The sequence below is a fragment of the Candidatus Saganbacteria bacterium genome, assembly GCA_016223245.1.
GTDB lineage: Bacteria > Margulisbacteria > WOR-1 > XYC2-FULL-46-14 > XYC2-FULL-37-10 > JACRPL01.
Window position 1 is genome coordinate 29,680 of sequence record JACRPL010000021.1, and the last position, 21,127, is coordinate 50,806.

The following is a 21,127-nucleotide window of genomic DNA, read 5'->3' on the forward strand; positions in this document are numbered from 1 at the left end:
CTCAATATGAGCAGAAAAGCCCGCGGTTTCACAATGATCGAATTGGTCGTTGTGATCGCAATCCTTGCGCTTGTAGTTTTAGGGTCATCGCTGTACACAAACTTTATAAACAGCATAAAAATAGACGGAGCCGCAAGCAAGCTGGCGGCGGACATCAGATATGCGCAGAGCATGTCTATGAGCACGGCAACATGGTATGGCGTAAGTATAGAGGCAAATCCTCAAAATCGTTATATGATTTATTCTACAACCGGGATTGCCGATTCAATAATTGAAGATCCAGCGCGCTTTGGAAGCAATTTTATCGTAAATACTTTGCAGGATTTTAATGCGTCTATTTCTTCGGTAAATATTGGCGGAGGGAGAAAAGTCGAGTTCAGCCCGCTTGGCGCGCCTTATTCCGACAAGCTCGGCCAATTGATCACGGCCGAAGGGATAATATCTCTTATGTCCGGCTCTTACTCAAAAACTGTAAGGATCACTCCAAATACGGGACGAGTTAATATACAATGAATAAGAGAGCCGCGCCTGCCGGCAGACAGGGATTTACATTAATTGAGCTTATTATTTCCATTGTTGTGGTCTCGATCTCGTTTTATGCCGTAATTTCCCTGTTCATTTCTGTCGCCCCAAAAAGCATCAACGTCGAAAGTTGGTCAAAAGCTGCGTTTCTTGCAAACAGGGTGCTTGAAGAGACCGTTGCAAAAGATTTCAACAATATTTCATCTGTTGCCGCAACTAGCTTTGCATCGCCCTTTAGCAATTTTGAGTTCCAGATAACGGTTGATTATGTTACGACATCCGAGCCTGATGTCGTGTCGGCCCAAGCTACTCCCTATAAGAGGGTTAAAGTCAGGGTTTGGGGCGGGATCGGGGCCCAAGCCGAACTTGTCAATTTGGTGACGAATTATGGTTTCTAAAAAAGACCCTGCCTGCCGGCAGGCAGGTTACACATTGATCGAACTGATAATTGTCATTACGATAGTTTCAGTTTTTTCTTTTTCCTTTGCCGTGTTTATCGCAAAAGCGACCGATGCGTGGCTGTTTGTAAAGTCAAGGGAAAGCGCTTTCGGGTCTGCAAGATATTCGCTCAACAGGACATTAACCGAATTGCGCAGGGCAGGGGGAGCATCACAAATATTGGTCGCCTCGCCGTCCGAATGCCAATTTGTCGATATTTCCGGCAATACTATTGATTTCAAACAGGCAGGGAGCTCTTTGTACAGGAACAACGACGTATTGGCATCGGACCTTGTTTCCCCTTCCGGGCTTGTATTTACTTATTTGAACAGCACAGCTGTCTCGACAACTGATGTTTTGAGCATACGGGCTATTAGAGTGAAGATAAGCATTGTGAAGAATGCCCAGACTGTAATTTTAGAATCATCAGCCAGGATCAGGAATTAATGAAAAAAAACGGATTTGTCCTTGTAGTTGCAATTTTTGTCATCCTTGTTTTTTCTATCTTGGGGGTTGTTGCGGCATCCCTGCTTTCAGGAGAAAGCCTGCAGGTATTAAAAGACCAAAAGGGTCTCGCGGCTTTGCAGCTGGCGGATGCCGGGCTTAGATTTGCTATCGCATCCGACCTGCAAAATGATCTTGACTGGTCGAACAATAATAACTTTGCGAAAAATATCAATCCCGGATCATTTACGATTTCATATTCTTCAAAACTCCAGGACAGCATAACGGTCCAATCGGCCGGTTTGGTCTCGGGAGTGTCAAGGACTGTCCAAGCCTACATTATTCGCGGCACAATCCCTCCTGCGTTTGAATTCGGGCTTTTTGCCGGAAACCAGGGAGGAGGCCCGCTAACCATACAAAATTTGGCTACTATCAGTGGTGATTTTTATTACAATGGCGATGTTATCATGAAAAATTCGGCAAGGCTTATTAACGGCACCATGACAAGCAATAGTTTGACCCTGCAAAATTCGGCAACTTGCGCATCGTGGGAACCCCTGCCTGTGCCTCCAATCTCCCTTCCATCTTTTGATACTTCGTATTATGATAACCTGCTTTCTGAAACGACAAAATCAGCGACTTCCGCCCTGGTCTTGAGCGGATCATCGGTGCTTAATTTGGACGGCCAAATAAAATATTACACGGTTGGCGTGCTAAGCGGGAGCGCGCGCATAAATGGCCCCGGGACGCTTGTCATAAAAGGAAGCCTTGCCGTCCAAAATTCCGCAGTTATCGGAAGCAATATAAAAGTTATTGTTGGCGGGGCAACCGCGATCCAAAATTCATCACAGGTTGGCGCAACAACTGAAATAATAAGCCAAGGGCCCATTGCCATCCAAAACAGCATTAATTTCCCTGGGAATAATTTGTTATTCTCATACGATGATATAGATTTCAGCAATACCGCTTTTTTCTATGGGAGCGTATTGGCGCCAAACGATGAAATAACCTCTGTAAATTCAACCAAGTTCAGGGGGCTTATCTATGCCGAATCTATCGATATGCAAAATTCGACAGATCTCCGGGGCAGTATTGTTGTTGATTCCGTGGGGGTCTTTTCAAATTCTTCGACTGTAACCTATGACCTGAGCGTTCTGCCTACAAATTGGCCGCCGGGGATCGATGGCGGAGGATCGGGGATCACGATTTCTATTTGGCAGGAAATTTATTGACAATAACCCCACCTTTCATATATATTAGGTTGAAATGATAGAAAAAAGTATTTTAGGGATTGATCTTAGGGCGCCCTTTGTTAAAGTCGTTGAACTTAAAAATACAACTTCTGGTTTTATCTTATCTTCATGGGCGATCGATGAATTGCAAAACGATTTGATCGATAAGCATCCGGACATGGAAGCCGCGCAGGGCGCTAGCATAAAAAAAATAATAACCGAAAAAAGCATTAAAACGAAGGAAGCATATTTTGTTATCGGAGGGCGCGATGTGCTTGTTAAAAAGCTTTCGATGCCAAAGCTTTCGCATGAAGAGATAAAGCAAGCGATCATTTGGAAGGTCAAGGACGAAATCGTGTTTAACGCAGAAGAATCAATTGTTGATTATTCGCCTCTTGCCCTGAAACCAGGTTCGGAAGAACAAGAGGTTATTGCCGCAATAGTGAATAGAGAAACGATAAAACGCATTGGAGAGATCGCATTATCCGCCAATTTAAAGCTTGCTTCAATTGTTCCGGTCCCTGTTGCTTTGCGGTCATTGTGCATGGGGGAATTGGCTAAGACTCCGGTCCTCTTTATCATGTATATGGGCCGCAGGACCATGAACATGAGTTTTTTTAAGGGATCCGAACTCCTCATCAACCGTGAAGTTTCGATCGGCGGCGAAGATATTACCCACGCAATGACATCTGTTTTAGTTTCGGACGAAGGAAGGTCTGAACTCAAATATGAAGAGGCGGAAAAAATAAAAAGAGAGCATGGCATCCCTGTAAATATCGAGGCTTATCCGGCAATTCCGCAAATAACTTCCGCAAATATTTATTCTCTTATGCGTCCGGCCCTTGAGCGGATGCAGGATGAGATATCAAGGACAATAGAATATTTTAAGGGACAAGAAGGAGATATAACGATAAATAAGATATTAGTGGTCGGAGGGGAAAGCAAAACGCCCAATATCAGGGAGTTTTTATCCGGTGTTCTTGGCCTGCCTGTGGAGTTTTTTGATCCGCTTTCGGAAGTTAAGGCCGCAGACGGCGTAAATGACGGCGAAAAACTAAAAGAAATATCGCCAAGGCTTGCATGTGCGATAGGCGCCGCAATGGCATCAGCCGAAAAAAACATAAACCTTGCTCCGCAAATCGAGGACAAATGGAAATCAATGCTTCGAAAGCATGCGAACCCGATCAAAGTGTTTACAATTTTATTCTTGATCCTTTTTACCTATTATTCGGGCATGGTGTTTGTTTCTTATAACCTTAGCAATTCAATAAATAAGGCGGAAAAAATATTGGCCGATATCAAGCCGCGCTTATTGCGGATCGAAGCTCTTGAAAAAGCAATGAAAGAAGAAGAGGGCAGGCGGGGGATATTCAAGTCGATAGAATTATCTAGGGTGAAAATACCCGTAGTGCTTGAAGCGATAAGCGCAAATATTCCCGAATCCATTTTGATCGACAGCATCACTTTCATGGAAGCGGACAGGAAAACGACAATAAGGGGGGTTTCTTTGGGCAGGGGGGATTCCGCCGAAAATATTATATCGAAATTTGTTTCAAAACTGTCTGAAAACACGGTTTTTGAATCTTTGCAGCTTGTTTCGGTCATTAGGGCGGACGAATACCTCTACGATGCGTTCAATTTTGAAGTCATCGGCGTTATAAGGAAATAAACATGAAAATAAAATTTTCCGACCGCGAGCGTTTGCTTCTTATTTTGGCCGGGGTTATTTTAGTCTTGTATTTTTTTATCCAATTTGTGTATCTTCCAAAGTCGAATGAGATATACAAGCTTTCGCGAATACTCAATAAGGATAAAGAAGACCTACGGACAGCAAAAGAAAAAGAAAAGCTCCTGCAGAGTTTGGAAGAAAACCCTCTGCAGAAAACAACAGCCAAGAAAACAAAAAACGAACAAATTGTTGAGGCTCTCAAGCATCTATCGCCTGTAATAACCCGTTTAAAGCTTGACCTTGTTTCGATGCGTCCCCGGAATGAGGAGATGAAAATCGATTCAGCCAATGCCATAAATTTTGACATTGAGTTTAAGGCAAGCTACAACAATGTCTATAAATTCTTGAAAGCGCTCGAGAGCCTTCCGATATTGATCCTTGTCGATTCGATCGACCTTAAGCGCATAGGCCGCGGGATTGTTGCGGCAAAATTCATACTTTCAGTGTATTATTAACTTTGGGGGTAATATGGCTAAGGAATTTAGGATAATCGTATCATTAGGACTGGCGGTAATATCAACCGCGTATATTATTCTCTATTCCCCATTATCGGACCTGATCTTTGGATTGAAAAATGCGCAAATATATTCAAAGAACATGATCCCATCCCCAGGCGGCCTTGCGGTCGAGAACATTAAAAAAACCGCGAAGGGCGTAGAATTGACAGTGTCGTTAAAAGACCCGTTCAGTGTGCCTTTCGCATTTGAAAAAGCCCAATCGACTAGTGAAGCGCTTCCTACGAAAGAAGCGGTAAGCTTATTCAAGCTGCAAGCGGTAATTTTTCAAACAAACGGCAAGCCAACTGCCATCATTGATGATAAAATGCTTTATGAAGGACAGAAAATATATAATTGGACAGTTTCTCGGATATTGTCGGATAAGGTCTTGCTTGTGCGCGGGAAAAACACAAAAACGTTAAAATTAAAATTGGGGGTTGAATGATGAAAATTAAAATATTATTTGCGTTTATTTTCATGATTTGTATTTCAGGATATGCGGTGTCGGCGGATAAGGATGATAGGGATTATTCTATTAGCAAGGGAGGCCTATTAAGCTTTAAGCTCAAGGACGCGGAGATAAAATCGGTACTTCAGATATTTGCTAGGCAAATGGGAAAAAACATTGTGGCAGGAGATGGCGTAACGGGGAAAGTGACGCTATCATTTGCAAATGTCAGGCCGCAGGAAGGCCTTGAAGCGGTCCTTCGCGCAAAAGGGTATGACTGGTACCTTGAAGGCGAAACGATCGTTGTTTCAAACCAGAAGGTTGTAAGGACTTATCTGCTCCAGTATGCCAACGCGTCTGAGATCAAAGGCGCGCTGGACCTGTTAATGGCGAAGGAAGACCAGGTTTCGGTCAACGACTCGTATAATGCGCTGATAGTCAAGACTTCGTCGGATAATATTGTCCGCATCGAAAAATCAATAAGGGATATGGATGTTCCGCCAGTGCAGGTAATGGTCGAAGCAAAGATCATCGAAGTAAAATCGGGCGATTCGGGCAATGCCGGCCTTGATGTCAAATACAATTACAAGACGAATCCGAACGATTCGGCCCAAACAAAGAATCTGGCGGGCAAGCCGACAGATTCGAGCCCACAAGGATTTTATTCGCAAGTGATCTCCGGGAACATAGAATCATATCTTTCGGCTGTTTTAACAAAAGTCGGGAATGATCTGATCGCTTCTCCCAAGATCGCGACGCTCAACCATAAGTCGGCGACAATACTCATAGGCTCAAAAATAGGATACAAAACTTCCGTTATTTCGCAGACAAGTACGGTACAGCAGATCAACTTCCTGGAGACAGGGACCAAGCTTACGATCACTCCCCATGTAAGCAATGATGGTTTTATCAGGATGTCTATTTTCCCAAAGATCAGCGATGGCTATGTCACAGCCGACCTTCCGACCGAGAACACGACCGAGACCCAGAACGAAGTCCTTGTAAAAAGCGGGCAAACGATCGTGATAGGGGGGCTTACCAAAAACAAAGAAACCCAAACCGAGACAGGTATCCCATATTTAATGAATATCCCGTTTATCGGGAACTTCTTCAGGAAGACGACAATTGACAATGAAAAGCGCGAACTTTTGGTTGTGATCACGCCTACCATCATGACGCCCGAATATTTGACGAAAATGTCGGCTGAAATCGAAAATGCAGCCAAAAAAGAAGGAAGCAGGGGCTCTGCATTAGTGCATTAGGATTCGCTTTTAAGCGGGCGGGACATCAGAGCCATAAGTGCTAAATCAACGCTCTTATTTTCGAACAGAACATTGTATATTTCTTGCGTTATAGGCATTTCTATATTATATTTTTCTTTTAGCTTAATTGCGGCTTTGGCTGTTGTGATCCCTTCGGCAACTGCGTTCATCGATCCTAAGATATCATTAAGTTTTTCGCCGTTTGCAAGCCTTTCTCCCACGATATGATTCCGGGACATCGGGCTTTGGCACGTTGTTACAAGGTCACCAAGTCCTGATAGCCCGTAAAATGTTTCGGCTTTCGCGCCCATGGCGATCCCAAGCCTTTTTATCTCGGAAATACCTCTTATTATCAGTGCGGCCTTTGCGTTGTCGCCAAGCTTTTTCCCGTCAATAGCGCCGGCGGCGATTGCTATAATATTCTTTAATGCCCCGCCAAGCTCGACGCCTATTGGGTCGTCGCAAGTATAGACCCTGAAGTTTTTGCAATCCTTGAAAAGAAGCTGCAAATTTTGGCTTAAAGACAGATTATACGTGCCGATAACCGACGCTGCTGGAAGCCCTCTTGCTATTTCTTTTGCGAGATTTGGCCCGGATATCGCAGCCGTAAGATTTGTCGTGAATTCGGCTATGATCTCAGTTGGCCTCTTTAACGTTGATATTTCAATTCCTTTTGATGCCGAAAGGACCTGTGTGTTGTCTTTTATTAATTTACCCGCTTCTTTTAATACAGACCTTATGTGCTGTGTCGGGACCGCGATCACTACAGTTTCGGAATTTTTAAGGCAATCCAAATCGTCGGTAATATCTATCTTTACTGGCAGCGGAAAACCAGGGAGGTATTTTTTATTCTCGCGAAATTTTTGGAATTTCGATACCAGCTCTTTTTCAAACGACCAGATCGAAACTTCGTTGCCGTTTTGGGCTAAGAGTATCGCAAGTGTTGTTCCCCAAGCCCCGGCGCCTAGAACAGTTATTTTACTCAAGATTTTTCACCGATCTTTCTTTCGGTCCCCGAGATCAATCGGCCGATATTGCTTTTATGCTTTATCAATATGAGAATACATGCTAAAAGGGATAATATAAAATATGGCACAGGCTTTCCCAAAAGAAGCATTAGAAGGGTTGTTGTAAGCGCGCCAATAATCGATGCGAGCGATACATAGCGAGACATAAGCATAACTAATGCGACAATTAAAAATACAAAGAAAAAGACATCCGGTGTTACGCCGAGCAGTACCCCAAGTCCTACCGCCGATCCTTTGCCGCCTTTAAATCCAAGAAATACAGAATACATATGGCCAAGTATTGCACCAAGACCTACTAATACAACAAGTAGTGGGTCGCCAAGATAATATATTGCAAGGCTAGCAGCCACAGTGCCTTTAAGCAGGTCAAGAATGAATACGGCGATGCCGGCTTTTGGTCCGATTATCCTTGCTACATTTGTAGCGCCAATATTGCCGCTGCCGCGTTTTGTAACATCGACATTGGCAATCCTGCCGAATAGGTACCCAAAGGGGATCGAACCGAGAAAATAGCCGATAATAATGAGAAAAATTGTTGTCATATAGCTATTATAACCGAGTTGATAGTGGCAGGCAAGTATGCTAGAATTGAGTCTCAAACCTCTTCATCGCGGGGTGGAGCAGCCTGGTAGCTCGCAAGGCTCATAACCTTGAGGCCGTAGGTTCAAATCCTACCCCCGCTATTTAATCTTGGAGAATGCCGTGAGTAATAAGTATATCCGGTTTTTTGATGACCTTAAGGCGGCCGATGTCCCGATCGTCGGCGGGAAAAATGCCTCTCTTAGTGAAATGTATTCAAATCTCAAAGACCAAGGTATCCCTGTTCCCAATGGTTTCGCTACAACTTCCGAAGCTTATTGGCGATTTGTTGAAGAAAATCATATTAAAGAAAAATTTGCCGCACTCATAGCACAGTATCAAAAGAATCCAAAGACCCTAAGCAAAGTCGGACTTGCTATCCGCGATCTATTTTTAGGATCAAAAATCCCTGACGAACTTAATGACGCAATTATTTCAAGTTATAGGGAACTTTCAAAATCTTATAACGTAAAAAATGCCGATGTGGCGGTCAGAAGCAGTGCGACAGCCGAAGACCTTCCTGATGCGAGCTTTGCAGGACAACAAGAAACTTTTTTAAATATCACATCAGAAGAAGAGCTTTTGGATGCATGCAGACGATGCTACGCATCTTTGTTTACCGATAGGGCGATAGCCTACCGCGAAGAAAAAAAGTTCGACCATCTAAAAGTCGCGCTTTCGATCGGCGTACAAAAAATGGTGAGGTCGGATCTCGCCGGCTCCGGCGTTATGTTTTCGCTTGATACCGATACCGGATTCCGTGATGTTGTAATAATCAACGCATCGTGGGGACTGGGCGAGAATATCGTCCAAGGCACTGTCAATCCGGACGAATATATCCTCTTTAAGCCGCTTCTCGACAAAGAAAATTTTACTCCAATTTTGGAAAAAACAGTCGGCGCAAAAGAAAAGAAAATGATATATATGAAGAGCGGACCGAAAAAAACGAAAAACATCTTAACTACAACAAAAGAACAACGATCTTATGTCCTAAATGATAAAGAAATACTCCAACTTGCCAAATGGGCTGTAATTATCGAAAAGCATTATGGCAAGCCAATGGATATGGAATGGGCAAAGGACGGGAAGACCGGCGATCTATTTATTGTACAAGCGAGGCCAGAAACAGTCGAATCGCGAAAAGAAGCTTTCGCTTTTAAAGAGTTCAGACTTCTTGAAAAAGGAAAAGTTTTAATAGAGGGAATGGCTGTCGGGCAAGCAATAATATCAGGCAAAGCTCAAGTTATTAAGAACCCAAAAGATATCGGTAAATTTGAAGACGGGTCTATCCTAATAACCGAAATGACCGATCCTGATTGGGTCCCGATCATGAGAAAAGCCGCTGGTATTGTGACCGATCACGGCGGCAGAACTTCTCATGCGGCAATTGTGAGCCGAGAGCTCGGGATCCCGGCAATTGTAGGAACTGGTTTAGCTACGCAGAAACTTAAACATGGCCAAGAGATCACGATCTCGTGCGCCGAGGGTGAGAAAGGTTTCGTGTATGAAGGTCTTCTAAAATTTGATCAGATCGATGTCGATCTGAAAAATCTTCCTAAGACCAAAACGCAGATAATGATGAATATTGGCGACCCTGCGGCAGGATTCAGATGGTGGAGGCTTCCAACACAAGGGATCGGTCTTGCTCGAATGGAATTTATAATTATCAATTCGATCAAGATCCATCCGATGGCTTTGGTAAAATTCAAACAGCTTAAAGATCTAAAAGCTAAAAAGAAAATTGGAAAGTTAACGGCTGGATATAAAGATAAAACGGAATTCTTTGTCGATAATCTTGCTCGCGGAATTTCGATGATCGCCGCATCGCAGTATCCGTATCCCGTAATTGTCAGGATGAGCGATTTTAAAACCAATGAATACGCAAATCTAATAGGCGGGGCCCAATTTGAATCCCATGAAGATAATCCGATGATCGGTTTTCGCGGAGCTTCCAGGTATTACAGCGAAAAGTACAAAGACGGCTTTGCGCTGGAATGCCGGGCTATCAAGCGTGTTCGAGACGAGATGGGGTTTGCAAATGTAGTCGTCATGATCCCATTTTGCCGCACAACCTCTGAAGCCGACAATGTCATTAAAGTTATGGAAGAGAACGGATTAAAGAGAGGGGAGAAAGGGCTGCAATTATATGTAATGGCCGAGATCCCTTCAAATATAATTCTTGCAGACCAATTCTCACAAAGGTTTGACGGATTTTCGATCGGGTCGAATGACCTAACGCAACTAACCCTTGGCATTGACCGCGATTCTGCGATCCTCGCAAAGCTTTTCGACGAGAGAAATGATGCCATAAAGAGATCGATCAAAAGCTTGATCGAAACAGCGCATAAATTCAATGTAAAGGTCGGTATATGCGGCCAAGCTCCAAGCGATTATCCCGATTTCGCGGAATTTCTTGTTGAATGCGGGATCGATTCGATGTCATTAAATCCCGATAGCGTAATTGAAATTATCAAATCGGTCGCATTGGCCGAAAAAAAACTTACTATGTAGTAACGTTAAAATAAATAGTCGTTGAAAGAGGCAATGTTACGGTTTTTCCGCGATCATCGGTCCCGCTTAAAGTGACATTCGCTTTAATAGCAAGCCCAGTTGAGAGTGAAATTGTAAATGCGTATGGCGCCGCCGCGCTTGCCGATACTGAACCGATCTTATTGAACACTTGCGTTGCAAGGGCCGAAGATGCGATATTCCCTATAGTTGCAGAGACGCTGCCCGAAACTTCGCCGCTTGCGCCAGTGCCTGAAGCCGCAGGAATCACAATGCTTACTCCCGATGTTTGCGCGTCGGGTTTCCACGAACCTGCGACCGATTGGGTATCGTTTACAACGCTGTATGTTACGGCCATCGACGTGAAAGTGACCTGGGGAAGTATTATTGATGAGATGTTCTCTTTTGCCCTGGTCGACAGCGCAAAGCTTAGAGTTGGAAGGGTTTGTTTTACTATATATCCCGTAGTTTTTGTGGTGTCGACGGAAGTTATTGAATATTGGACCAAAGCGCTTGAACTTGTCGACGAGGCGGAAAGGTTGTAATAGTCAGAAACATTTAACTGCGTGCTGCAGCCGCTTACAACTAACAAACAAATCCCAAATCCCAATGACCAAATCCCAACAATGAATTTATTATATTTTTTATATCGCGAAGCGATACAATGTTGGTCATTGGTCATTGGACATTGGACATTACTTTTCATATGGCCTCCTGTGTGCTTCCAGGCAAAATATACCACTATTCATAAGTCGATGCAACATGCTAGAATTAGATATATGCCTGATCTTAGTTTTGAGCAGAATATCAACCAAAGCTTGGAGATGCACTTATCCCCAAGGCTGTTATCAATGCTCAAGATATTGAGCCTTCCCTACGCAGATATGGTCTCGGAGATCGAAAAAGCATCGGAAGAAAACCCTTTCCTCGAGATCGAAAAACACGATTCCCTGATTGAGTATCTCAAATACCTTCAAACCAATAAAAAAGCCAAGAAAGAAGTTGATTTTAAGGAATATCCCGGTTTGGAGAATATCAAAGACATTGACAAGACCCTGCATACTTTTTTAGTCGACCAAATAAATAAGCTAGAGCTTGGCGAGATGGAGAACAAGATCGCGCTGGAATTGATATCTGACATCGATGCGCGTGGATATTTGAACGGCTATGATGAGCTAAAAAACAAGATCTCTAAGGAATTTGGTGTGACAGGGCCGAAAGTCGATGAAATATTGGAATTGGTGCAAACATTGGAGCCAGAAGGCGTGGGTGCCCGCAATCTTAAAGAATGCCTGTTAATCCAAGTCAATGAATTCGGGTTTGATAATGATATGCTTCAAGAAAAGATTGCGGAAGTTATAACAGACCATCTCGAAGCTTTGGGAAATAAAGGATACAAAGAGATCGCGGGCGTGCTCCAAATAACTGAAGATGGAGTGAAAGAGATAAAGAATTTTATCGAAAATAATCTCAATCCTTATCCTGGCTCTGGCTTCGGCGAGCCGGAGCACCAGATCACCCCGTCGTTCTCGATTACAAAAGAAGGCAAAGAATTGAAGCTTGTGAACCGCAATAATGGGGATCATTATGGAAACTCAAAAAGATTTTTTTGAAAAAGGCGCTTTATACCTTTTGCCCTTGGAACAAAAAGAGCTGGCAGTAAGGCTTGGTCTGCACCCGTCGACCATCTCGCGTGCGATCGCAGGGAAATATGCGCAAACACCTCTAGGTCTCCTGCCTTTGAAATTCTTGTGTCCCAGGGAATTCAAGGGCAATACCCCCGCCTCGATAAAGGCCAAAATGTCCGATTTGGTTTCAACAGAAGACAAGATGAGCCCTTTGAGCGACGATGACATAAAAAACACGCTGTTGAGCCTTGGAGTTAGGATCGAACGAAGGACCATTGCCGCTTACCGCAAACAGCTTGGCATTTTGCCTGCATCCGAGAGAATAAAAAAATGAATAAAAAAGAAAAAATCGCGACTATCCTAATTGTTGACGATGAGGAATCAATAAGGGATTCGATGCGGATACTGCTTTCAGAAAATTATCACGTGTTATTCGCATCCGATGGGAGGCAGGCTATAGAGATCGTAAAGAATAGCCCGCCTGATCTCATGCTATTAGACATTAGGCTGCCGGAGATCGACGGAATCGAAGTCTTAAAACGCGTAAAAGACCTCGAACCTGATCTTGACGTCATAATGGTAACCGCTATGAATACGGTGCAGTACGCAGTCGAGGCGATAAAAGCGGGAGCGTACGATTATATTACAAAACCGTTTGATATTGCCACGATCTCAACGCTTGTCGAAAAAATAACAGAGAAAAAAGCATTGTTGAAAGAAAATCTCTACCTAAAAGAAGAGATCCATAAAAAGTTCCAATTTGAAAAGATAATAGGGAACAGCCCCGCAATGAGGGAGATATTTTCCTTGATATCGCAGATATCGCGCAACGATTCGACCATATTGATCCAGGGTGAATCCGGCACCGGCAAAGAGCTTGTCGCCCGCGCGATACACAATACGAGCGGCCGCGTGAACAAGCTTTTTGTCCCCGTCAATTGCGCCGCGATCCCCGAAAACCTTCTGGAATCCGAATTGTTCGGCCATGAAAAGGGCGCGTTCACCGGGGCATTTGACCGCAAACTTGGGAAATTCGAAATAGCCGAAGGAGGTACCCTTTTCTTGGACGAAATAGGGAGCCTTCCGCTCTCCATGCAGGGGAAACTTTTAAGGGCTTTGCAGGAAAAAGAAATTGAGCGGGTGGGCGGGTCAAAGCCCATACCGACTGATGTACGGATCATTTCGGCAACGAATACGGACCTGAACCGCGCGGTCCTCGACGATAAATTCAGGAAAGACCTGTATTACAGGCTAAACGTTATTCCCATTATCGTCCCGCCCCTAAAAGACAGGCGTGAAGATATAACTTTTTTGGTCGAGCATTTCCTTTCATATTATAACAATGAGTTCGGGAAAAATATCAAAGGATTTTCTGAATCGGCAATGGGCGCGCTATACAATTACGATTGGCCGGGCAATGTCAGGGAACTGCAAAACCTTGTCGAAAGGGTTACGGCTCTCTCAAAAACAGATATTATAGAAGTTAACAGGCTGCCCAAAGAGATCGTAAGCAGGGAATCGGATTCCGTTATCGATATTTCAAGCGACTTGGATTTTAAGAAAGCCTCGATGAAGTTTGAAGCCGCATTCATCAAAAGAGTCCTTGAAAAAGCAAAGGGCCGAAAATCAAAAGCCGCTGAACTTATGGGCATCCACCGCAACACCCTCCTCCAAATTGAAAGGAAATTGAAAGACCGCTCAAGCTAAGCTATAATATTGATTGAAAGAGAGGCAAATAAAATGGATCATGATATCAAGGATAAGTTATTGGCGGGAAAAGGAAAAAGAAGGATCGAATGGGCTGACCACGATATGCCGGTACTTCGGCAGGTCAGGGAAAAATTCGGGAAGAATAAACCCTTGGCTGGACTTAAGATGTCGGCGTGCCTGCACGTGACGGCTGAAACTGCAAATTTAGTTAGAGCCCTCAAAGCTGGAGGCGCGGACGTAGTTCTTTGCGCGTCAAACCCGCTTTCAACGCAAGACGATGTTGCGGCATCTCTTGTTTTCGATTATGAGATCCCCGTCTTTGCAATTAAAGGCGAAGATAACAAGACATATTACGAACATCTCCATGCATGCCTTAATAATAAGCCGCAAATCACGATGGATGACGGCGCTGATCTTGTCACGATGATCCATAAAGAATATAAAGATCTTATCCCGGGGATTATAGGCTCTATGGAAGAAACAACAACTGGAGTTATAAGGCTCAAAGCCATGGAGAGGGATAAAGCTCTCATGATACCAGTCATTGCCGTAAACGATGCCGCGACAAAAAACCTTTTCGACAATCGATATGGGACAGGCCAATCGACAATAGACGGCATTATTCGCGCGACAGATGTGCTTCTTGCCGGTAAAAATATGGTCGTAGCGGGATATGGCTGGTGCGGAAAAGGTTTTGCGATGCGAGCTCGCGGCCTTGGCGCCAATGTTATAGTAACTGAAATTGACCCTGTAAAAGCGATCGAAGCCGTAATGGACGGATTTAGGGTGATGCCTATGATCGAAGCTGCGAAGATAGGGGATATTTTCTGCACACTGACAGGCGATATACATGTTATTGCAACCGAACATTTTAAAGCCATGAAAGATGGCGCGATCGTTTGTAATTCCGGACATTTCAATTGCGAGATCGATACTGAAGGATTAAAGAATATCTCAAAGTCCGTAAACACTGAGGTTAGGAATTTTGTCGACCAATATGTAATGGCCGACGGCAGAAAAATAAATCTTTTAGCCGATGGCCGCTTGATCAATTTAGCCGCGGCCGAAGGCCATCCAGCTTCCGTTATGGATATGAGCTTTTCGACCCAAGCTTTGGCTTCCGAATTCTGCGTTTCCAATAAAGGGGAACTTAAGTCGCAAGTCTACTATGTTCCAAAGGAGATAGAAGATTGGGTTGCGAAATTAAAGCTCAAATCAATGGGCATTGATATCGATGTCTTGACCCCTGAACAAGAAAAATATCTTTCTTCTTGGTCGGAAGGGACATGAAAAAATGACAAATGTCTAATGACAAATGTCAAATTATTGAATAAATTATATTAATGGAACAGCAACAATTATTAGAAGCAATTGAGAATATTAGGCGCGATAAGCACGATCCCTGGCGGTATATGTTATTTACATTTTTGAACGGCATGGCGCAAGGACTTGGCGTCGCGCTTGGAATGACAGTGGTTTTGGGGTTAGCATTGTTTATTTTGACCCAGGTGATCGCCAACATGGTAAATGTCCCGATAATCGGGCATTATTTCAATGAGCTCGGGCGACTGATCGATATCTACAGCAAGCAAGGCGGCAAATTAAGGTAAATGCTTTTTTTTGTTGTTTCTTCACTGATATTCCTTGCCGACCAGGCAATAAAATATCACGTTCATAATTTAATGTTTGTCAATCAAAGCATTCCTGTTATTGACGGCATTATGAGCTTGACCTATGTCAGGAATAAAGGGGCGGCGTTCAGCTTATTTTCAGGAGAAAGCGCTTTTTTAATTATTGTCGGCGCGCTTGTAGTCGCAGCAATAATTTATTTCCATGAAAAAATGGAATTCAACGATTTTCTCCAGTTCCCGCTTGCGATGCTTTTGGGCGGGAGCGTCGGCAATATTTTTGACAGGATATTCCGCACATACGTCATAGATTATATAGATTTCCATTTTTTTCCGGTATTTAACCTGGCTGATATTGCGATAAATATTTCGGTCTTTCTTATTATCCTGCGCTTATTTTATAAAGGGAGGAAAGTATAATGCATCCAGTGCTCATGAAATTGGGGCCGTTTTCTTTCTATTCGTATGGGTTCATGGTCGCGCTTGGTTTTGTCGCAGGCATCTTGCTGGCGTTTTTTCTTGCCAAAAAAGCCGGCATCGATCCGGAAAAAATATTTGATGTTGCCCTTTTTGTCATTGTAGGGTCGATATTAGGCGCGCGGCTTTTTTACGTGATATTCTATTGGCCGGACCTTAAAAGCCCATGGGAAGCTTTTATGATATGGAACGGCGGGCTTATTTTTTACGGCGGGGTATTGTTCGCGATATTCGGGGTCATTATCGCATCAAGGATATTTAAGATCGACATATTGGATATGCTTGACGTCGCGACTCCACCAACAGCTTTAGGTTATGCATTCGGGCGAATTGGCTGCTTTCTAAACGGCTGCTGTTCGGGCGTCAAATGCGATCTTCCTTGGGCTATGCATTTCCCAAGTCTTGAGGGATTGAGGCATCCGACGCAATTATATTCTTCGATCTCAGGGCTTATAATGCTCGCAGTTTTGCTTCTGGTATTTTATAAACGAGGCTTTAAGGGCCAAGTTTTTTCTTTAGGCATTTGTCTTTATGCTGTCTATCGATTTATTGTCGAATATTATCGCGATCTTCCAAGAGTTTTTGTCGGGCTTACCGAAGCCCAGATCGCTTCAGTTTTTATCTTTGTTGCAGGCGTTATACTTTATGGAATATTTTATAAAAGAGCAGAATCAGAATAAACGGCTGGATGTCTTTGTTTCAAAACTAGATATCGGGCTATCAAGATCGCAGGCAAAGCGGCTCATAGACCATAACGAAATATTATTAAATGGGCTTCCCGCAAAATCGAGCCATGTTTTAAGGCCAAATGATAAAGTTGCCGTCAATATTCCGAAGCCCGCGAAACTTGAAGCAGTATCCCAAGATATTCCCCTTAATATTATTTATGAAGACCAGGATTTAATCGTTGTAAACAAGCCGCGCGGAATGGTCGTCCATCCGGCGGCAGGGAATTATTCCGGAACTTTAGTCAATGCGCTGTTATTCCATTGTAAAGATCTTTCAGGAATTGGAGGCGTTATGCGTCCCGGCATCGTTCATCGTCTGGACAAAGATACAACAGGCGTAATTGTCGCCACAAAAAACGATAATGCGCACGCGTCATTAAGCAAACAATTCAAAGATCATGCGGTAAAAAAAATATATCTTGCTTTGGTCAAAGGCATTGTAAAAGACGATAAAGGGGAGATAAACGAACCGATAGGGCGGCATCCCGTAAATAGAAAAAAAATGGCTGTCATCAGTAGGGTCAAGGGTCAAGGGGCAAGCGGCAAGACGAGGGAAGCTTATACCGAATATGAGGTCGTTAAGCGATTTTCGGATACAACACTTCTAACAATTAATCTTGGAACAGGGCGCACTCACCAGATTAGGGTCCACATGGCGCATTTGGGCCATCCGCTTGTAGGTGATCCGGTGTATGGAAAAGGCCCCTCGACTTCGCTCGGGGTAAACGGACAAATGCTGCATGCCGAAACTTTAGGTTTTAAGCATCCAACGACCGGAAAATATATGGAGTTTAAGGCCGAGATGCCTGATGATATGAAAGTTTTTTTAGTAGATCACGTAAGAAGTTAAGAAGCCTAGGAACGCTGGGAAGAAAATAAAGATCGATGTCTCAACAAGCCCGCCGAACTCGATGCCGACAAGCTTTAATATTCCATACATAGAAAGCCCGATTAGTACGCTTAGAAATGCCCCATGAAAAAATCTCTTTAATATAGAAATAATCGGATTAGTTTTAGGAATATTCTTTTCTTCAACAATAATATGCGGAACGCTTTCTTCCGGAAGCGGATGAAGAAGCCTTACTTGTATATTTGCCGGAACTTTCGCTAACACTTTAAACCTCCAAGGATCCCTATTTTATTATCGCGTCGAAATATGAAAAATTTCAGTTTATTTTATTAAATTGTGAGATGTATAGGTACATCCAAGCGTATGTTATAATTTATTGATAATGCTAGCTATCGATGTCGGGAATACTTCAACAAGTGTTGGGCTTTTTGAAGGCTTAAGGCTTAAGAGGGAATGGCGGATGGAGACGGAAAGCCTAAAGGACTTTTTTGAACCTGCGAATGAATTCGCGGTTACAAAAAAGAGCAACATTGTGAGGAACCGAGAATTAATTCTCAGGTTCCGAACCGAGCTAGATTGTATTGTTTCATCTGTCGTCCCGAAAGTTGATAAGTTTATTAAAAAAGCTTTTCCAAAAGCGATCTTTATCAGCCACAAAAATATCGGGATCAGAATAAAAGTCAAAAATCCGTCCGAGGTTGGGGCGGATCGGCTGGTTAATGCATTAGCTGTAAGCAAATTGTATGGTACGCCAGCAATTGTCGTCGATTTCGGGACAGCTACGACTTTTGATGTCATCTCAAAAAATGGGGAATATTTAGGCGGAACTATTGTTCCGGGCATCCAAATGTCAGTTGATGCTTTGCACGAAAGGACCGCGAAGCTACCAAAGATAACTATCAAAGCACCAAAGAAAGTAATAGGGGATTCAACAATTTCCGCTATGCAATCAGGGATCCTTTATGGATATGTTTCGTTGGTGGAGGGAATGATCTCAAGAATTAAATCCGAAATCCTAAATTCGAAATCCGAAACAAATTCTAAATCTAAAATCCTAATTGTGGCTACTGGAGGCTATGCTAAATTTATAGCGAAATACGCCTTAGGAATTGATATAATTGATACGGATCTCACTCTAAAAGGATTGATGGGAATAGCTTATGAACTGGATATTTGAATGGTTTCAAAATAGGCGCATCTACTACGAAGATATATTAAGGAAGCTTAACGAAAAGAAAATTAATTATCTTTTAGTCGGCGGGCTTGCTGTTTCCATGTACAAAGTCCCGCCAAGATTTACTATGGATATTGACCTGATCGTTGAATTTGCCCCCGAAAATGTTTCAAAATTCATCAAAGTGTTATTGGAGCTTGGCTACAAGCCTAAAGTACCGGTTGATCCGTCGGATTTTGCAGATCCTAAAAAAAGAGAGCAATGGATAAAAGAAAAAAATATGAAGGTTTTTGCTTTTACCCACCCGGACAGGGATTATGAGCTTGTCGATGTATTTGTCGATTACCCGATGGATTATAAGGCGATGGAATCCGAAAAAAAAGTTATTAATGTAAAGGGAATGAAAATATTCGTTCCGAGCAAAAAGCATCTGATCGCCCTAAAGAAAATGGCCGGAAGGCCGGAAGATCTTGTCGATATTAAAAATTTGGAGGCCTTGCCGGATGACGAGGAGGAAATAAGAGAATGAAATACGATTGGCAAGGGTCAAATTCTGAAAGATTTAAAAAGCTTTCTGCTTTAGATGTGCTTGAATGGATGGAGAAGACCAGCCAATTTTACAGAAAAGTCATGTCAAAAGATGATCTTGTTAAAATACGGGAATTAAAGGAGAAAAATCTTCAAAATGTCAGAAGAACTAAGTGATCTGTTAAAAATTAGACGACAGAAACTTGATGACCTGCGAGCTGCGGGGATAAATCCATTCCCATATAAATATGATAGAAGCATAACCGCGCAAGAGATCATAAAGAATTTTGATTCGCTTGTGGAACATCAAGAAAGCCCTGACATTGTGTCGGTTGCAGGCCGAATCATGACTAAGCGCGGCCATGGCAAAGCCTCATTCGCGACGATACAAGATGAATCTGGGAAAATACAAATATACGCAAGACAAGATGTATTGAACGAAAAATATGATTTTTACTCAAAATTGGATATCGGAGATATCATCGGGGTCAAAGGCCATGTCTTTAAAACAAAGACCGGCGAAACAACTGTTCGTGTAGAAGATTGGACACTTCTTTGCAAGAGCCTTCATCCGCTGCCAGAAAAATGGCATGGATTAACTGACAAAGAGCTTTGCTACCGCGAGCGGTATGTTGATCTGATAACTAATTCGGAAACTCGAGATACATTCAAAAAGCGGTCAAAGATCATCTCTAATATAAGGAACTTTCTTGAAACAAAGGGTTTTATGGAAGTTGAAACACCTATACTCCACGTTTTACAGGGCGGAGCCGCCGCAAGGCCGTTCGAAACCTTCCACGACACACTCGATATGCCATTCTTCCTAAGAATAGCGCCAGAGCTTTATCTTAAAAGATTGATCGTCGGCGGATTTGAAAAAGTGTTCGAATTAGGGCGTGCTTTTAGGAATGAAGGAATGTCATTTAAACATAATCCTGAATACACAATGCTTGAAGTGTACGAGACTTATGTTGACTACCAAGCTGTAATGAAGATGACAGAGGATATGATAGTTGAAGTGCTACAGAAGGCTGTTGGGTCTCTCAAATTGGAATTTCGAGGGGAGCCAGTTGACTTTACGCCTCCATTCAAACGAATGCCTCTTCTTGAAGTGTTGAAGCATTACGGGAATATCGATATAGCAAACAAATCAGATGAAGAGATACGACAGATCGGAAAAACTAATGGGATAGAAGGGGCGATGGAGCTTGGTGTCGGAAAAGTAATAAATGAACTTTACGACAAGTTTGTAGAGCCAAACCTCCGCCAGCCGACATTTATCATTGATTATCCAATTGAAACTTCGCCATTAGCCAAGAAGAAAAGAGATAACGACAGGTTAGTCGAAAGATTCGAGTTGATAGTCTGCGGAATGGAGATAGCCAACGCTTTCTCGGAATTGAACGATCCGATCGATCAGCGCGAGAGATTTACCAAACAGGCAGAACTCAAAGCGGCAGGGGATATCGAGGCCGAATCAATGGATGAAGATTTCCTCCGAGCGTTAGAGTACGGAATGCCTCCAACGGGAGGGTTGGGCGTTGGGGTCGACCGTTTGGTGATGTTGGCGACAAATTCACCAACGATCCGCGATGTACTCCTGTTCCCTCATATGAAGCCGATCCAGAACGCGCAGACTAAAAAAGAAGAACTTGAAGTATTGGATCGACCCCCACTTAATCTCCCCCTTGGTAAGGGGGAGAAATAGAGGGGGTAT

25 protein-coding genes and 1 tRNA gene are annotated in these 21,127 nt (G+C 43.2%); 22 read left to right on the forward strand and 4 right to left on the reverse strand.

Features of this window, described 5'->3' with window-relative positions; all coding sequences use genetic code 11:
• Positions 1–6 precede the first annotated feature (6 nt).
• Genes HZC34_07415 through HZC34_07450 form a run of 8 tightly spaced genes read left to right on the forward strand, consistent with a single transcriptional unit; the run spans position 7 to position 6,572 of the window.
• Positions 7–513 (forward strand): prepilin-type N-terminal cleavage/methylation domain-containing protein, encoded by a 507-nt coding sequence (locus tag HZC34_07415; GenBank protein ID MBI5701647.1) that lies wholly within the window; start codon positions 7–9, stop codon positions 511–513.
• Positions 510–920: a prepilin-type N-terminal cleavage/methylation domain-containing protein gene (locus HZC34_07420; GenBank protein ID MBI5701648.1), complete on the forward strand. Its 411-nt coding sequence runs from the start codon at positions 510–512 to the stop codon at positions 918–920. Before HZC34_07415 ends, HZC34_07420 begins: the two co-directional genes overlap by 4 nt.
• The gene (locus HZC34_07425) at positions 910–1,407 is read left to right on the forward strand and encodes a prepilin-type N-terminal cleavage/methylation domain-containing protein (GenBank protein ID MBI5701649.1); all 498 of its coding nucleotides are present in this window, start codon (positions 910–912) and stop codon (positions 1,405–1,407) included. Before HZC34_07420 ends, HZC34_07425 begins: the two co-directional genes overlap by 11 nt.
• Positions 1,407–2,636 carry a hypothetical protein gene (locus tag HZC34_07430; protein MBI5701650.1) on the forward strand — a complete coding sequence of 410 codons (1,230 nt, stop codon included), beginning with the start codon at positions 1,407–1,409 and terminating at the stop codon, positions 2,634–2,636. The genes HZC34_07425 and HZC34_07430 overlap by 1 nt, the downstream gene beginning before the upstream one ends.
• 34 nt (positions 2,637–2,670) lie before the next feature.
• Complete coding sequence (gene pilM, locus HZC34_07435; protein ID MBI5701651.1) at positions 2,671–4,305, forward strand: pilus assembly protein PilM; 1,635 nt, start codon at positions 2,671–2,673, stop codon at positions 4,303–4,305.
• 2 nt (positions 4,306–4,307) lie between these two features.
• Complete coding sequence (locus HZC34_07440) at positions 4,308–4,820, forward strand: type II secretion system protein M (GenBank protein MBI5701652.1); 513 nt, start codon at positions 4,308–4,310, stop codon at positions 4,818–4,820.
• A 13-nt stretch (positions 4,821–4,833) separates the two neighbouring features.
• Positions 4,834–5,307, forward strand: a complete 474-nt coding sequence (locus HZC34_07445; protein ID MBI5701653.1) for a hypothetical protein — start codon at positions 4,834–4,836, stop codon at positions 5,305–5,307.
• Positions 5,304–6,572 carry a hypothetical protein gene (locus tag HZC34_07450; protein ID MBI5701654.1) on the forward strand — a complete coding sequence of 423 codons (1,269 nt, stop codon included), beginning with the start codon at positions 5,304–5,306 and terminating at the stop codon, positions 6,570–6,572. The genes HZC34_07445 and HZC34_07450 overlap by 4 nt, the downstream gene beginning before the upstream one ends.
• On the opposite strand, the gene HZC34_07455 is transcribed toward HZC34_07450, so the two are convergent.
• On the reverse strand, positions 6,569–7,558 hold the full coding sequence (locus HZC34_07455; GenBank protein MBI5701655.1) for an NAD(P)-dependent glycerol-3-phosphate dehydrogenase: 990 nt from the start codon (positions 7,556–7,558) through the stop codon (positions 6,569–6,571). The two genes, HZC34_07450 and HZC34_07455, sit on opposite strands and share 4 nt — an antisense overlap.
• On the reverse strand, positions 7,555–8,142 hold the full coding sequence (plsY, locus tag HZC34_07460) for a glycerol-3-phosphate 1-O-acyltransferase PlsY (protein ID MBI5701656.1): 588 nt from the start codon (positions 8,140–8,142) through the stop codon (positions 7,555–7,557). The genes HZC34_07455 and plsY overlap by 4 nt, the downstream gene beginning before the upstream one ends.
• 67 nt (positions 8,143–8,209) lie before the next feature.
• Here plsY and HZC34_07465 point away from each other — a divergent pair.
• A tRNA-Met gene (locus HZC34_07465) sits at positions 8,210–8,283 on the forward strand.
• A 19-nt stretch (positions 8,284–8,302) separates the two neighbouring features.
• A complete protein-coding gene (ppsA, locus tag HZC34_07470; protein ID MBI5701657.1) occupies positions 8,303–10,690 on the forward strand; it encodes a phosphoenolpyruvate synthase in 2,388 nt (795 codons plus the stop codon).
• Here ppsA and HZC34_07475 read toward each other — a convergent pair.
• Positions 10,683–11,393: a hypothetical protein gene (locus tag HZC34_07475; GenBank protein ID MBI5701658.1), complete on the reverse strand. Its 711-nt coding sequence runs from the start codon at positions 11,391–11,393 to the stop codon at positions 10,683–10,685. The two genes, ppsA and HZC34_07475, sit on opposite strands and share 8 nt — an antisense overlap.
• A gap of 73 nt (positions 11,394–11,466) precedes the next feature.
• Between HZC34_07475 and HZC34_07480 the strand changes: the two genes are divergently transcribed.
• Genes HZC34_07480 through HZC34_07515 form a run of 8 tightly spaced genes read left to right on the forward strand, consistent with a single transcriptional unit; the run spans position 11,467 to position 17,708 of the window.
• A complete protein-coding gene (locus HZC34_07480; protein ID MBI5701659.1) occupies positions 11,467–12,300 on the forward strand; it encodes a hypothetical protein in 834 nt (277 codons plus the stop codon).
• On the forward strand, positions 12,275–12,649 hold the full coding sequence (locus HZC34_07485) for a hypothetical protein (GenBank protein MBI5701660.1): 375 nt from the start codon (positions 12,275–12,277) through the stop codon (positions 12,647–12,649). The genes HZC34_07480 and HZC34_07485 overlap by 26 nt, the downstream gene beginning before the upstream one ends.
• Complete coding sequence (locus tag HZC34_07490) at positions 12,646–14,022, forward strand: sigma-54-dependent Fis family transcriptional regulator (protein MBI5701661.1); 1,377 nt, start codon at positions 12,646–12,648, stop codon at positions 14,020–14,022. The genes HZC34_07485 and HZC34_07490 overlap by 4 nt, the downstream gene beginning before the upstream one ends.
• Positions 14,023–14,055: 33 nt before the next feature.
• A complete protein-coding gene (locus HZC34_07495; GenBank protein MBI5701662.1) occupies positions 14,056–15,315 on the forward strand; it encodes an adenosylhomocysteinase in 1,260 nt (419 codons plus the stop codon).
• Between the two features lie 53 nt (positions 15,316–15,368).
• Positions 15,369–15,635 (forward strand): hypothetical protein, encoded by a 267-nt coding sequence (locus tag HZC34_07500; GenBank protein MBI5701663.1) that lies wholly within the window; start codon positions 15,369–15,371, stop codon positions 15,633–15,635.
• Complete coding sequence (gene lspA, locus HZC34_07505; GenBank protein MBI5701664.1) at positions 15,636–16,073, forward strand: signal peptidase II; 438 nt, start codon at positions 15,636–15,638, stop codon at positions 16,071–16,073. It begins immediately after the preceding gene.
• On the forward strand, positions 16,073–16,810 hold the full coding sequence (gene lgt, locus HZC34_07510) for a prolipoprotein diacylglyceryl transferase (GenBank protein MBI5701665.1): 738 nt from the start codon (positions 16,073–16,075) through the stop codon (positions 16,808–16,810). The genes lspA and lgt overlap by 1 nt, the downstream gene beginning before the upstream one ends.
• The gene (locus HZC34_07515; protein MBI5701666.1) at positions 16,776–17,708 is read left to right on the forward strand and encodes an RluA family pseudouridine synthase; all 933 of its coding nucleotides are present in this window, start codon (positions 16,776–16,778) and stop codon (positions 17,706–17,708) included. Before lgt ends, HZC34_07515 begins: the two co-directional genes overlap by 35 nt.
• Here the strand turns inward: HZC34_07515 and HZC34_07520 are convergent.
• Complete coding sequence (locus HZC34_07520) at positions 17,685–17,972, reverse strand: hypothetical protein (GenBank protein ID MBI5701667.1); 288 nt, start codon at positions 17,970–17,972, stop codon at positions 17,685–17,687. The genes HZC34_07515 and HZC34_07520 overlap by 24 nt on opposite strands.
• Before the next feature lie 118 nt (positions 17,973–18,090).
• On the opposite strand from HZC34_07520, the gene HZC34_07525 reads away from it, so the two are divergent.
• Genes HZC34_07525 through lysS form a run of 4 tightly spaced genes read left to right on the forward strand, consistent with a single transcriptional unit; the run spans position 18,091 to position 21,118 of the window.
• Positions 18,091–18,885, forward strand: coding sequence for a type III pantothenate kinase (locus HZC34_07525; GenBank protein ID MBI5701668.1), 795 nt, complete (start codon positions 18,091–18,093; stop codon positions 18,883–18,885).
• Complete coding sequence (locus tag HZC34_07530; GenBank protein ID MBI5701669.1) at positions 18,869–19,411, forward strand: nucleotidyltransferase; 543 nt, start codon at positions 18,869–18,871, stop codon at positions 19,409–19,411. The genes HZC34_07525 and HZC34_07530 overlap by 17 nt, the downstream gene beginning before the upstream one ends.
• Complete coding sequence (locus tag HZC34_07535; GenBank protein MBI5701670.1) at positions 19,408–19,587, forward strand: hypothetical protein; 180 nt, start codon at positions 19,408–19,410, stop codon at positions 19,585–19,587. Before HZC34_07530 ends, HZC34_07535 begins: the two co-directional genes overlap by 4 nt.
• Positions 19,568–21,118, forward strand: coding sequence for a lysine--tRNA ligase (lysS, locus tag HZC34_07540; GenBank protein ID MBI5701671.1), 1,551 nt, complete (start codon positions 19,568–19,570; stop codon positions 21,116–21,118). The genes HZC34_07535 and lysS overlap by 20 nt, the downstream gene beginning before the upstream one ends.
• The last annotated feature ends 9 nt before the right edge of the window (positions 21,119–21,127 follow it).